Annotated in this window: 14 protein-coding genes and 1 tRNA gene; 6 read left to right on the forward strand and 9 right to left on the reverse strand. The window is 31.8% G+C overall.

From position 1 onward, the window contains the following. Window positions 1-21: 21 nt before the first annotated feature. Together BM253_RS15510 and BM253_RS15515 are read right to left on the reverse strand one after the other, a co-directional pair. A complete protein-coding gene (locus BM253_RS15510) occupies window positions 22-660 on the reverse strand; it encodes a peptidylprolyl isomerase (RefSeq protein WP_091526119.1) in 639 nt (212 codons plus the stop codon). A gap of 82 nt (window positions 661-742) precedes the next feature. Further along, window positions 743-815: transfer RNA gene (locus tag BM253_RS15515), tRNA-Lys, on the reverse strand. A 127-nt stretch (window positions 816-942) separates the two neighbouring features. Between BM253_RS15515 and BM253_RS15520 the strand changes: the two genes are divergently transcribed. Together BM253_RS15520 and BM253_RS15525 are read left to right on the forward strand one after the other, a co-directional pair. Further along, window positions 943-1,461 (forward strand): shikimate kinase, encoded by a 519-nt coding sequence (locus BM253_RS15520; RefSeq protein WP_091526121.1) that lies wholly within the window; start codon window positions 943-945, stop codon window positions 1,459-1,461. A gap of 45 nt (window positions 1,462-1,506) precedes the next feature. After that, window positions 1,507-3,426 (forward strand): T9SS type B sorting domain-containing protein, encoded by a 1,920-nt coding sequence (locus BM253_RS15525; RefSeq protein WP_091526123.1) that lies wholly within the window; start codon window positions 1,507-1,509, stop codon window positions 3,424-3,426. Between the two features lie 40 nt (window positions 3,427-3,466). Here the strand turns inward: BM253_RS15525 and BM253_RS15530 are convergent, their stop codons facing one another. The 3 genes from BM253_RS15530 to BM253_RS15540 are packed head-to-tail and all read right to left on the reverse strand — an operon-like array spanning window position 3,467 to window position 4,933. Next, window positions 3,467-3,964, reverse strand: coding sequence for a phosphoribosyltransferase family protein (locus BM253_RS15530; RefSeq protein ID WP_091526125.1), 498 nt, complete (start codon window positions 3,962-3,964; stop codon window positions 3,467-3,469). Continuing rightward, the gene (locus tag BM253_RS15535) at window positions 3,961-4,542 is read right to left on the reverse strand and encodes a methyltransferase domain-containing protein (protein WP_091526126.1); all 582 of its coding nucleotides are present in this window, start codon (window positions 4,540-4,542) and stop codon (window positions 3,961-3,963) included. The genes BM253_RS15530 and BM253_RS15535 overlap by 4 nt, the downstream gene beginning before the upstream one ends. Beyond that, the gene (locus tag BM253_RS15540) at window positions 4,529-4,933 is read right to left on the reverse strand and encodes an RNA-binding S4 domain-containing protein (protein ID WP_091526128.1); all 405 of its coding nucleotides are present in this window, start codon (window positions 4,931-4,933) and stop codon (window positions 4,529-4,531) included. Before BM253_RS15540 ends, BM253_RS15535 begins: the two co-directional genes overlap by 14 nt. Window positions 4,934-5,011: 78 nt before the next feature. Here BM253_RS15540 and BM253_RS15545 point away from each other — a divergent pair, with 78 nt between their 5' ends. Genes BM253_RS15545 through BM253_RS15555 form a run of 3 tightly spaced genes read left to right on the forward strand, consistent with a single transcriptional unit; the run spans window position 5,012 to window position 6,991 of the window. Then, window positions 5,012-5,974 carry an FKBP-type peptidyl-prolyl cis-trans isomerase gene (locus tag BM253_RS15545; RefSeq protein WP_091526130.1) on the forward strand — a complete coding sequence of 321 codons (963 nt, stop codon included), beginning with the start codon at window positions 5,012-5,014 and terminating at the stop codon, window positions 5,972-5,974. 48 nt (window positions 5,975-6,022) lie between these two features. Further along, window positions 6,023-6,361 carry a hypothetical protein gene (locus tag BM253_RS15550; protein WP_091526132.1) on the forward strand — a complete coding sequence of 113 codons (339 nt, stop codon included), beginning with the start codon at window positions 6,023-6,025 and terminating at the stop codon, window positions 6,359-6,361. 18 nt (window positions 6,362-6,379) lie between these two features. Beyond that, window positions 6,380-6,991, forward strand: coding sequence for a GNAT family N-acetyltransferase (locus BM253_RS15555; protein ID WP_091526134.1), 612 nt, complete (start codon window positions 6,380-6,382; stop codon window positions 6,989-6,991). 2 nt (window positions 6,992-6,993) lie between these two features. Here the strand turns inward: BM253_RS15555 and BM253_RS15560 are convergent, their stop codons facing one another. The 4 genes from BM253_RS15560 to BM253_RS15575 all read right to left on the reverse strand — a co-directional run bounded on the left by BM253_RS15560 (window position 6,994) and on the right by BM253_RS15575 (window position 10,998). Further along, entirely contained in the window at window positions 6,994-7,659 is a 666-nt protein-coding gene (locus BM253_RS15560; RefSeq protein WP_091526136.1) for an MgtC/SapB family protein, read from the reverse strand. A gap of 69 nt (window positions 7,660-7,728) precedes the next feature. After that, window positions 7,729-9,705, reverse strand: coding sequence for a M4 family metallopeptidase (locus BM253_RS15565; RefSeq protein ID WP_091526138.1), 1,977 nt, complete (start codon window positions 9,703-9,705; stop codon window positions 7,729-7,731). A gap of 120 nt (window positions 9,706-9,825) precedes the next feature. Next, window positions 9,826-10,524, reverse strand: coding sequence for a YiaD family glycine zipper/OmpA-like lipoprotein (locus BM253_RS15570; RefSeq protein ID WP_091526140.1), 699 nt, complete (start codon window positions 10,522-10,524; stop codon window positions 9,826-9,828). Window positions 10,525-10,539: 15 nt separating this feature from the next. Then, window positions 10,540-10,998, reverse strand: a complete 459-nt coding sequence (locus BM253_RS15575; RefSeq protein WP_091526142.1) for a lipocalin family protein — start codon at window positions 10,996-10,998, stop codon at window positions 10,540-10,542. 150 nt (window positions 10,999-11,148) lie between these two features. Between BM253_RS15575 and htpG the strand changes: the two genes are divergently transcribed. Beyond that, a complete protein-coding gene (gene htpG, locus BM253_RS15580) occupies window positions 11,149-12,999 on the forward strand; it encodes a molecular chaperone HtpG (protein WP_091526145.1) in 1,851 nt (616 codons plus the stop codon). The last annotated feature ends 96 nt before the right edge of the window (window positions 13,000-13,095 follow it).

The following is a 13,095-nucleotide window of genomic DNA, read 5'->3' on the forward strand; positions in this document are numbered from 1 at the left end:
ATCAGCTTCAAACGGCTGATCTTATTCATTAATCTCAATAATTTCAAAAGATACAGGCTGTAAAGGAGCATCTTTTTCGTTTGTTTTTAATTTGCTTATTTTCAGTAAAACATCAAATCCTTCAGAAACCTCACCAAAAACAGTGTAATCGCCATCTAAACGCGGAAGCCCTCCTTTGGAAAAATATGTTTCACGCTGTTCTTTTGTAAATTTAATTCCTTTTTTTTGTTCTATAGTATCTAAATCATCTACCGAAACAGATTTTCCTACCACAAAATAAATCTGATTTAAAAAAGATGCTTTCTGCGGATTATCATCTCTACCCGCTCCCAAAGCTCCCATTTTATGAAAAACTCTTGAATCAAATTCAGCAGGCAATCTGTAATGTTCATTTGTTGGTAAATCTTTTTCTCTTAATGCAATATCATCATCATGCTCGCCGCCTTGAACTACAAAGTTTTCAATAACTCGGTTGAATAAGGCATTTTTATAAACATCATTTCTAATTGCATCCAAAATCAACTCTTTATGTTTCGGAGTAAAATCATAAAGCATCACTTTAAAACTTCCATGTGTTGTTTTAAACTGTAATTTATTCGACTGTGCCCAAAATTGCATCGGCACAAAAATCAGGATAAAAAGATATAAATATGATTTCATGTTTTAAAGATAGAAAGTTTTTAATTGAAAATATGCTAAAATAAAAAAGGATAAACCTAAAATTAGATTTATCCTAAAAAAGTGACCCGACTGGGGCTCGAACCCAGGACCCCAACATTAAAAGTGTTGTGCTCTACCAACTGAGCTATCGAGTCTTAATTACTAACGTAATTGCGGGTGCAAATATAAAACACTTTTTTAATTTTTTAATGATATATTTTATATAATTTTAATGTTTTTTACAAGCATTAACTTAATCAACTAACAGACACTAATTTAACAATGAAAAAAATTATTTTGGTTGGATACATGGGTAGCGGCAAGACTACCATTGGTAAAAAAATTAACCAAAACTTAAATATAGATTTTATAGATTTAGACGAATTTATAGAACAGAAAGAAGGCTTAAAAATATCTGAAATTTTCAAACAAAGAGGAGAAATCTACTTTAGAAAACAAGAAAGCATTTGGTTTAACCATTTATTAAATGAAAACAAATTTTTGATAATTAGTTTGGGTGGTGGCACTCCATGTTACGCTAATAATCATTTGCGTTTGCAAGATGATAATGTTTTATCGTTCTATTTAAAAGCGACTATAGAAACATTAACTAATAGATTAAAACAAGATTCCGAGAGACCTTTATTGGAAAACATCGATGATTTAAATTCTTTTGTAGCCCAACATGTATTTGAACGCAGTTATTTTTATAACTTTTCAAAATATAAAATAGATGTAAACAACAAAGAAGTAAACAATATTTGCACGGAAATATCAGCAATAATTCAAAAAAACAATTAATTTATTGTTTTTTTAGTTTATATTTATAGCTATAAAATTCATTATATGAAATATATTACTACTATTTTATTATTTATGGGTTTAAATTTTAGCTATAGCCAAAGTATTAATCCTTCGCATATAATTAACCTATGTTCAGGACAAACCGTTCAAGGAACTACACCAACAACAAATGCGTATAATAATTTATATACATCTTGTAGTACATTAGCGTTATCAACTGCCATAACACTTTATTATGTTGAAATAGAATCAGGCTCTACCTTCACTTTCACAGTAACACCAAATGCACAAGTAGATTTTGATTTTGGCTCTTGGTTAAATCCCAATTTAGCAAATTTAGGACCAAGTGATCGTGGTTCACAAAATACAATAATAGGTATTACTAATGTAGATATTGGCTTATCTATGTTGGAACCTATACAACTTTGTGAAGGTCCAGGTTCAGCTCCGCCAGCCACTGCAAATGTACCAGGTTTTGTTCGCTGGTATGATGTTGTACCCGGCGATGGTATTTTAATTGCAGTTGATCATTGGGAAAGTTCGGTGGTTAGTTATGATTTATCTTTTGGTGGCGATGCTGTTTTAAACTGTACCGTTATCGGGAAAACTTACGAAGTTTGCGATTGGGATAAAGACGGAAAAGAATCGTTTGATTTAGATCTTATTAAAGATGAAATTAACAATATAAACAAAACATTTACAATTGATTTTTTTGAATTTGAGGCTGATGCCAATACGTTATTTGCAACAAATACACTATCATCTCCTTATGACGTTTCGGTTACCGACAGTCCTAAAAAAATATATGCGCGTTTTAAAAGAGCCAATGGTTTATTAGCCCGCGTTACAGAAATTGATTTTATTGTAAATGAAGTAGCAAAACTTCCTGAAATGGATTTAGAAATTGAAGTTTGTGATTTTGATCAAACGAAAGATGAATATTTTGATTTTACCGATATCGAGAGAATTATAAATCAGGAAAACACTACACAACCAGAATATAAATATTACGAAAATGAAGCTGATGCCATAGAGGGAAATAACAATTACATTACCAACACAACTAATTATCTATCAAGATCAAAAACAATTTATATTCAGATTATGATTAATGGTAAATGTCCGATCATTGTTCCATTGAAATTAAAGGTTGATACATTAGGTTTCCCTCCTAAAGTAATGGATTATTCTGAATTTTGTGCGGAAGAAACTGCCGATGGATTAGTTTACGATTTAGAAAAATCAATTGAATATTATCTTGATGAAGAAGATAAAGACCAATACGCATTCAGTTTTTACACCACAAGAAATAATGCAATTAACAAAACAAATGAAATTGCACAACCAAACCAATACAAACTTTCATTTGATACGCAAGAAACCATTTATGTTAGAATTGAAAATGAAAGAGAATGCTTTATAATTTCTGAATTAAATTTAGATTCAAAACGAAGAATTATAAGAGATGATATATATAATTTTGATTGCGAGCCTTATATGTTACCTCCGCTGCCTTTAGGTTACAATTATTTCACAGAACCTAACGGGCAAGGGAAACGTTTAAGCCCTTACAGCACAGATGCCATTATTTATGGCATACGAACCATTTATATTTACGGCAACAGTTTATTTGTAAATGAAGATTATCCTGATTTTAATAAATGTACGTACGAAACGAAATTTACAGTTTACAATAATGACTGCTTAGTTCCAAAAGGTATATCACCAAACGGCGACGGATTAAATGATTCTTGGGATCTTACCGCATTCGGAATTGTAAAATTACGTATTTACAACAGATTAGGATCTTTGGTTTATAGTCATGACGAAGGTTACACCAATCAATGGCATGGACAAGCAACTAACGGCAGTACACTACCATCTGGCACCTATTATTATAATTTTGAATCGACAAACGGTACAAGACACGGTTGGGTACAAGTAATGTATGAAACAAAATAAATAACAAAAAACCTCAAACTAGAATGTTTGAGGTTTTCGTTTAGCTTAAATAAGCATATTCTTCGTTTTCGTTAAAAACAACCTGAATGTGTTCTAAACTTGATGTTGATAGAGATATTCCTTTAAAATCGGCTTTTACGGGATATTTTTTATGGCTTCTATCAATTAAAACAGCGGTTTTAAACTTCTTTAATGGCACTTCTAAAAAGTATTTAACGCCGTAAACCAATGTAGCACCAGAATTCATTACATCATCAACCAAAACAATTGCCTTGTTTTCGTAATCGGCTTTTGACAAATTGGTTTTAATTTCTTGTAACGGATTTTGTTTGTTAACTTCAACCTTCCCCAAAACAACTTTTATATCTGAAATTTTAGAAACCTCATCGCTTATTTTCTGCGCAAAAGTGTAACCGCTGTTGGCAATACCCGCAATAACAATTTCGGTTTCATCTACAAAAGTTTCGTAAATCTGGTATGCAATACGTTTGGTTATTTGCTGTATTTGTTGCTGAGTTAATATAATGTTTTGTGTCATTTTTTATGGAATATAATAAACAGTTCGTTGTTTTCTCTTGGTTTTATTGAATTATAACAAGGTGCTAATGCTTTAAGTAAGAAATTATCAGAAAACAGCACTTGATATTCTTCTACACTTCCACCAAATGGCGGGCCTTGTTCTGTTAACGGAAACGAAAATAAAACTCCAGCCAATTTACCATTTTCTTTTAACAAATCGTGTATTTTGGTTGCATACAAAGGTCTTAATTCTGTATTCAAAGCACAAAAAAATGTTTGTTCAATAATTAAATCGTACTGACTGTCATGCTTAAAGAAATCGTCCACTATTAATTGATCTTCCGGAAAATCGGGATTATTACGTTTAAAATTTGCAATAGGTTCTTCAGAAATATCTAAACCATACACATTTTTAAATCCGTTGGTGTACAGGTAATTTAACTCGTGACCATTACCAACACCGGGAATTAAAATTTTCAAATCCTTATCAGTCAACTGATCTACATATTTTTTAATAGGCGTTGTAATCATACCGGCATCCCACGGAATGTTATTCTCATTGTAACGCTCTGTCCAATATTCTTTAGTTAGCTTCATTGTTTAGTTGTTCAAAGTATAAATCATCATCGTCTAAATAATCATCAATATCTCTGCGGTCTTTTTTGGTTGGTCTTCCATCGCCTTTTAATCTGTAATGCTCTTTAGCCAACTTTAAAAGTTCCAAATGTTCAAAAGCTTCTGCCGGGGTATCATCTTTTCTGTATATATCAACCAACTTAGCTCCTACTCTATTCTGCGGGATATCTAAAACCGAATACTGATAATTTATTTGATCTTTACGTACTTGAATTTTATCGCCCGCAAATACATCTCTCGATGCTTTTGCCAGTTGATTATTCACAGAAACATGTCCTTTTTTAACAGCTTCGGTAGCAATACTCCGCGTTTTAAAAACTCTGATACACCAAAGATATTTATCTACACGCATGTTTATATTATAATTTTGGGTTAATTTTTAAACAAAAATAAATGAAAATTGTATCTTGCACCACTAATTTTAAGTTAAATGAAAAGATTTTTTACAGCAGCTATAATTTGTACGGGGTCGCTACTACTTTGGAACTGTAGACCAAATGACGATAACACTACAAAAATAGTTGAACGTGACAAACAGGAAGTTTTTAATGAAAATATTAAGGAAATCGAAACATTCTTAAAAACGAACAGCGTAGAGGTTTTAGAAGATGGAGTAAGTTTTGAAACTGTTGCATCAGAAGCTAATAATTCTATCTGGAAACAAACCGAATATCCGTTACAGTCAATCACCGTAAAAAATCTTCCGTACTTTACAGGATCTCAAGGTTTACAAAAACAGAATGACCCTGTAGAATATAAAATCTACTATTTAATTTTGAATGAAGGCGGTGGTGAAACGCCAATGATTCACGATAATATTTTCACATCATACATTGGATATAATTTAGATAAAAGTATTTTCGACAAGGAACAGTTTGGTTTTTGGAGTGCTTATCCTGCTTATTCAATTTATCCAGAAATGATTGCGGGTTACAGACAAATTTTGGAAAAAATCAAGACCGCTACATATATTACCGATAATGGTGACGGAACATATACTTATGAGAATCCGGGTAGAGTGTTAGTATTTATTCCTTCGGGATTAGGCTATTTTAGTTCATCTCCCATCGGATCAATTGGTGCTTATACTCCTTTGATTTTTGACATCACATCTATAAGTATGAAAGAAGCTGACCATGATAACGACGGTATTTTAAACAAATACGAGGATGTTAACGGTAACGGCGATTTGTGGGATGACGATACAGATGGCGACGGTAAACCTAATTTTTTAGATTTAGATGATGACGGTGACGGCTACACAACCCGTGAAGAAATTACCTACACAACAACAGTAGACGGCGAAACAGTTAATAAGTTATACGATTTTGACAAAATTCCAAATTGTCCCGGTGGTTCGGTAAAAAAACATCTCGATAAAAATTGTCATTAATAAATTAAAAACCTGTTTAAAGCAGGTTTTTTTTATCTTAAAACAGATATGAATTCATCAAACATAGAAAATTTAATTCAAAAAGATTTAGAAACACTTCTTTACCACAAAAGTATAAAAGGTGAAATTTCGGTTAACATTGCGGTAGAAATTGCAGCCTATGTTGCAGCAAACTTTTTAAGGATTATATTTGCAAAAAATAAAGAGATAAAACCCGAAGAACTAAAAGGTGTTTTTGGTATAATTAGCAATGTTTACAACGATATTTTTAACGATCAGCTTGAAAAAGCAGATTACGAAAAAATAAGCGAAATGGCATTGACTTTTTTGCAGGATACCGATTTTGATAACAACAGTAAGGTTTTCTTTAAAAGTATAATTCAATAAGATTCACGATACTGTTTAATGATTAATTTCGATTTTAACGAAGATTATATTCTGGAAAATGATTTTGTAAGGCTTGAACCATTATCGGCAAAGCATTACGAAGAACTTTTAGAATATACACTGAATGAACCGGAAATATGGGAATATTCTATGGTTAAATGTGATACACCCGAAAACTTAAACAAGTACATAGGAATTGCCATTCAGAAAAGAATCGATCAAAAAGAATATACATTTGCAGTTTTCGATAAAACGAAGCAAAAATTTGTTGGTGCAACTCGCTATTGCGATATTTATTTAGACAGTAACCGACTGCAAATGGGTTACACTTGGTATGGTAAAGAACATCAGGGAACTGGCATAAACAAACACTGCAAATGGTTGCTTTTAGAATTTGCTTTTGAAAAAATGCAAATGGTTCGTGTCGAGTTTAGAGCTTATACCGAAAATTTACGCAGCATTAATGCACTACTTAGTATTGGTTGTTCTGTTGACGGAGTTTTACGCAGTAATGCAATTTGCCCCAAAACCGGCGTTCGCCGTGACACCATGGTTTTAAGTATCTTGAATAACGAATGGAACGATAACGTTAAACAGATGCTTTTAGGAAAAATAAATCCGAGTGTTTAAATCTACATTTTAAAACTGTTGATGTATTTATTGTACACAAGATAATTTTCAAGATCCAACACCTTTTTAGTGTAAACCTTACATTCGTAATGAAGAATTATTATGCTGTTATGTTCTTCGATCTGGCGTAATTCAATTCTTTTACAGAAATTATTTATTGCTGATTCTAATTCTTTTCGACTTTTATAATCTTCTTTATCAATATGTAATTCGATATTTTTTAAAGAAATCATGGTAAGCAGTTTTTTATTGATATATCCACCCAAATGAATAATCACAAAGCCGGCTCCTAAAAAAGTAAAAGCGGTATAAAACTGACCAAAACCCACACTCATACCAATAGCAGCGGCAATCCAAATGATACTTGCCGTAGTTAAACCGTTAATCGTAAAACCGTCTTTAAAGATAACTCCGGCACCCAAAAAACCTATACCACTTACCACATACGACGCAATACGCGTAGCATCTTCCGATTCGCCCATACCTAATTTATATGATAGTAACGAAAAAAGCGTACTGCCTAAACAAATCAAAGTAATGGTTCTAAAACCAGCCGCTTTATCTTTAAGTTCCCGTTCGGCACCTAAAATCATACCTATAAGCAACGAAGTTACTGCTTTAAGTAAATCAAGTAATTCCCAGTGATCTGAAGCTATATTAAAATCCATCTGTATATAAAATTAAAAAGGTTAACGAAAATCGCTAACCTTATTTTACTTAAAAATATTAAATTTTATTTATTTAATCATTAATTTATGAGAATATTCTCCTTGATTTGATTTAAATTTTAAAATGTACATTCCTGTTTTATATGTAGCGACATTTAAAGTAGTTCTGTTCTGCAACAAAGTAGGTGTTAAAACTTTTTTACCGGTTAAATCGAACATTTCAACTGTTGTAGCTGAATCTAATGCAGACTCAATAGTAACTTCATCACCTGTTGTTGGGTTTGGATACACTTTTAATTTAAGTTGCATTTCGTAATTTTTTGTTGATGCGGGTGCATCGCCAATTCCTACAGCATACCAAGCATTCACAACTTGTTCCCATTCGTTAGAATTTGCTCCGTATAAAGTAATTGCAGCAGCTATAGTAGCATTATAAGCATCTAAATAAGTAGCAGTTGGTGTTAATCCTGTTGTCAAAGCTTTATAAGCTATTTTTTCTGCTTTTTGAATGGTTATTGGATTAACGTAATAGTTATTTCCTAAATCATTTATTCCCATTCCGCCTACACTTAGCAAATAAAACCAATGGTTACCAACACCGCTGTTTATGTGTACACCTCCATTATCAAAAGATGAAGTTGTACTTGCCCAATGATTTCCTTGATAAGTATCTGGCTGGTTGGGTGCAAAAAACGGAGGTGTTGTGTTTGGATCGCTCATACTTCTAAAATAATTGTAATTGATATTACTTCTAAAAATACCTTCGCCTATTGTCCAGTTTGGATTATCATTAACATAAAATTCAATTGCAGTTCCAAAAATATCGGCAAAAGATTCGTTCAAAGCTCCAGACTCTCCTTGATAATCTAAACCGCCATTACCATTTCTGTTAACAACCATGTGTGTAAATTCGTGCCCCGCAACATCAAGTGCTACAATTGGATGCATAGTGTTACCACCATTCCCATAAAACATTCCGTTATAAAGATTATTACCTAACATTTCATCAAACGCGCCCGCATTTTCATCTGTACCTAAAAAATTTCCTGCATCGTAATAATTATGGATAGAATGATTATTATCATCAAAACTTAATCTATTATGTATATTTTTATAATAATCGTATGTCTGAATCATTCCCCAATGTACTTCAACTGCTGGTTTACTATTTGTTGCTGTATAATTAGGTGATGAATTTGTATATTCTGAAAAACCTGAAAAAGTTCCGTTAGCATTTAGATTCCAATTTACTTGCGAACCATTCATTGTTCTAATTTTTCTAGCGTTATCCATTAACCTATAACCTCCACTATAAGAATCTACGGTAATACTTTTGGTACCTCTAAAATAAGTTGCACTTGAACTTGGCGTATCAGCATGCATAACTTTATCAATTTGCGATACTATTTCGCCGGTTTGGGCATCTATAATAAAATCGACACTCTTTATTGGATTGAAACTTGTAAGGTTAATTTTGTTTACTAATTTTAAAACTACATCTTTATCACTTGTTTGGTGTTTTAAAATATATGTTTCTACTTTACTTTCTTTTATATTTTCTTTTCTACCAAAATCTTCGTAAGCAATACTTTTAAGTTTTTCTTCGCTGATTGAACCAGAAGTTGATAAATCTTTTATATTAAGCACCTGTCCATTTACAAATTGTAATTTTCCTTCTTTTGAATTTATAAAAATTATATCTCCGTTAATTTTAACATCTTTATAAAAATGCTGATAACTATAAGTTGTAAACCCAGTTTGTGAATCATGCTTTTCATTAATCAATTCAAATCTGTGAAAATTATCTAAACCAAAATAATCATTTAAATTATTAGTGAATTCAGAAACAGATACATTCAAATTCTTAAAATCCACCATAAAAGTTCCAAATCCATTTAGAAACTTTGGTTTTGGTAAATCATTTTTTACCTGGTTATGATTATTATTTATGGTATTTACTGCAGAAATATTACTCCCCGTTAATAAAAGAGTCGCTAAAATTAAACAGCTAGATATTTTTTTTAGCTGTAGGAAATTTTTATTCATTGGTTAGGTTTTTACGATGTTTTAAAAAAGTTTTCTAAATTACTAATTATTTTGTACTTATATCAAAAAAAGCAGAGTTTCAATAAAAACTCTGCTCTAATAATAAAAATTTATATTTTTTTAATAACGTGCTGCTTCTTTTCTTGCATCGTCAATCATGTCTTCATTAGCTACAATTCCAAATTCAACACGACGGTTTTTTGCTTGTCCTTCTTTTGTATCGTTTGATGCAATTGGATCTGCCTCACCCATTCCTTGTGCAGTTATTCTTTTTACACCAATTCCTTTTGTACCTAAATAAGATTTTACAGCATTTGCGCGGCTGCGAGACAATTTCATATTGTACTCATCTTTACCAACACTATCTGTATAACCGTAAATAGTTATTAAAGTTTTAGGATTATCAATTAAAACTTTTGCAATTTTATCTAAATTACCTTTTGCAGTTGAAGTTAATTCCGCAGAATCAAAGTTAAAGTTTACTGTATTTTCGTTTAATACCACTTTAATACCTTCACCTACTCGTTCAACAGTTGCACCTGGTAAAGCAGTCTCAATTTGTTGTGCTTGCTTATCCATGTTTTTACCAATGATTGCACCAGCAGTACCACCAATAACTCCACCTAAAACAGCACCTAAAGCACTATTATTTTTGCTACCAACGTTGTTACCTAGAACACCACCTAAAACAGCACCTGCAGTAGCACCTACTACAGCAGCTTTCTGCGTATTATTTGCATTTTTAACCGTATTACAACTAGTTAAAAAAGATCCTGCTAAAAGTGCAGTACTTAATACATATACATTTAATTTTTTCATAACTTAATTATTTTTCTATTTGTTGTTTTTTACGAATGAATATACAATAGTAGCTTCTGTAGAATTATCAATTAATTCAAAAGTTGTATCTGTTACATTTGAGGCTGTTAAATTGTAACCTGTTGTTACGTGTTTAGCTTTATCATCACCGATGAACTTTAAGTTGAAAGATGTATCTTGCTTAATGTTCCATATAATTTTAGAATTATATTGCGGACAATTAGCACTGTTGTTGTTTAAAGTAACTGTGCCGGTGTTATTGTTCGATACAAATTTCCACTGGCTACCTTCAAAACATTTTGCATCGGCAACATTGAAAGATGTTACTTTGTATCCAGATGGATAACTTACATTAATTAACGTCCACTCTCCTTTTAATTTAATTTGAGTAGGAACATCATTTTTAGTGTTCGTTGATGTTTTACATGAAAACATTGCTAACGATAAAATTCCTATTGCTAAGACCTTTTTCATAATTATATATTTTATATTTCAAAATTAACAAAATTTGTGCCTGAAATTAATTTTGCATGATTTTTTTTATGTCTTTTTGTCATATTTTTTAGTTTGGTATTTATTTTGACTATTTATTGCCATATAATTTAAAACAATAAGTACAAAAATATGACTTCAGGTAAAATTAATGTAACGGTTGAAAATATTTTTCCGTTGATAAAGAAATTTTTATACAGCGATCACGAAATCTTCTTACGTGAATTAATTAGTAATGCAACCGACGCTACTTTAAAGCTAAAACATTTAACAACGATCGGCGAAACCGCTGTAGAATATGGTAATCCTAAAATTGAAGTTAAGGTTGATAAAGAAAATAAAACGCTTCATATTATCGATCAAGGATTGGGTATGACAGGCGAAGAAGTTGAAAAATACATTAACCAAGTAGCTTTTTCGGGAGCCGAAGAATTTTTAGATAAGTACAAAGATTCTGCTAAAGATTCAGGAATTATTGGTCATTTTGGTTTAGGATTTTACTCAGCATTTATGGTTGCAAGTAAGGTTGAAATCATTACAAAATCGTATAAAGATGAACCGGCAGTTCATTGGACGTGTGACGGATCTCCGGAATTTACCTTGGAACCATCAAACAAAACCGATCGAGGTACAGAAATTATTCTTCATATTGCCGATGATTCTACCGAATTTTTAGAAAATCATAAAATTCAAGAATTACTTAATAAATATAATAAGTTCATGCCTATCCCGATTAAATTCGGAACTAAAACAGAAAAAGAAGGCAATAATGAAGTTGTGGTTGATGTAATTATCAATAATCCAACCCCGGCATGGACAAAGAAACCAAGCGATTTATCAGACGAAGATTACAAAAATTTTTATCGGGAATTGTATCCAATGCAGTTCGATGATCCTTTGTTTCACATCCATTTAAATGTAGATCATCCGTTCAATTTAACCGGAATTCTGTATTTCCCAAAATTATCGGGCGATTTAAGCATTCAGAAAGATAAAATTCAATTATATCAAAATCAGGTCTTTGTAACCGATAATGTAGAAGGAATTGTTCCAGAATTTTTAACAATGCTAAAAGGTGTTATTGATTCGCCGGATATTCCACTAAACGTTTCTCGTTCATATTTACAGGCGGATGGAAATGTTAAGAAGATATCGAACTACATTACAAGAAAAGTTGCCGATAAACTAAAATCATTATTCAACGAAGACCGTGCAGCTTTTGAACAAAAATGGAACGATATTAAAATTGTGTTGGAATACGGTATGTTGAGTGAAGATAAATTCTACGAAAAATCGAAAGATTTTGTTTTGTACCCAACCGTTGATAATGTGTTTTATACTTGGGAAGAGTTAAAAGAGAAAGCGAAAATTAACCAAACAAATAAAGACGGTAAAACGGTTCTTTTATACGCATCTAACAAAGATGCGCAACACAGCTATATTGCCAATGCAAAAGCAAAAGGATATGAAGTTTTGTTGTTAGATTCGCCAATTGTATCACACTTGATTCAGAAATTAGAAATGGACAATCAGGATATAACTTTTTCTCGAGTTGATGCTGATTCTATCGATAATTTAATTAAGAAAGATGATGAAGTTATATCGAAATTAAGTGAAGACGAAACAAAAAAGCTTAAAGAGTTTATTGAAACTACCATTGCAAACAAAAGTTACAATATTCAAACCGAAGCTTTAGACAGCAACGCCGAACCTTTTATGATTACGCAACCAGAATTTATGCGCCGTATGAAAGAAATGCAGGCAATGGGCGGTAATGCAATGTTTGGCAGTTTCCCAGATTCGTACAACTTAATTGTAAATACAAATTCTGAAATTGCGTCGAAAATATTAAACGAAAGTAACGAAGAAACAAAAAGCAACTTGGTTAAACAAGCTTTAGACTTGGCAAAATTGGCACAAGGTTTATTAAAAGGCGAAGAATTAACTGCTTTTGTTAAACGAAATTTTGAAAGTATTAAATAACAAAAGAGGCTGTCTAAAAAGGTCTTTGGTATAATCCCCGACATGTTTTTTGTCGGGGATTTTTTTTATTGTCCTCAAATTTTGTTAACTTGAGGT

Origin of the sequence: Paenimyroides ummariense (assembly GCF_900115115.1) — a bacterium.
GTDB classification, from domain to species: domain Bacteria; phylum Bacteroidota; class Bacteroidia; order Flavobacteriales; family Flavobacteriaceae; genus Flavobacterium; species Flavobacterium ummariense.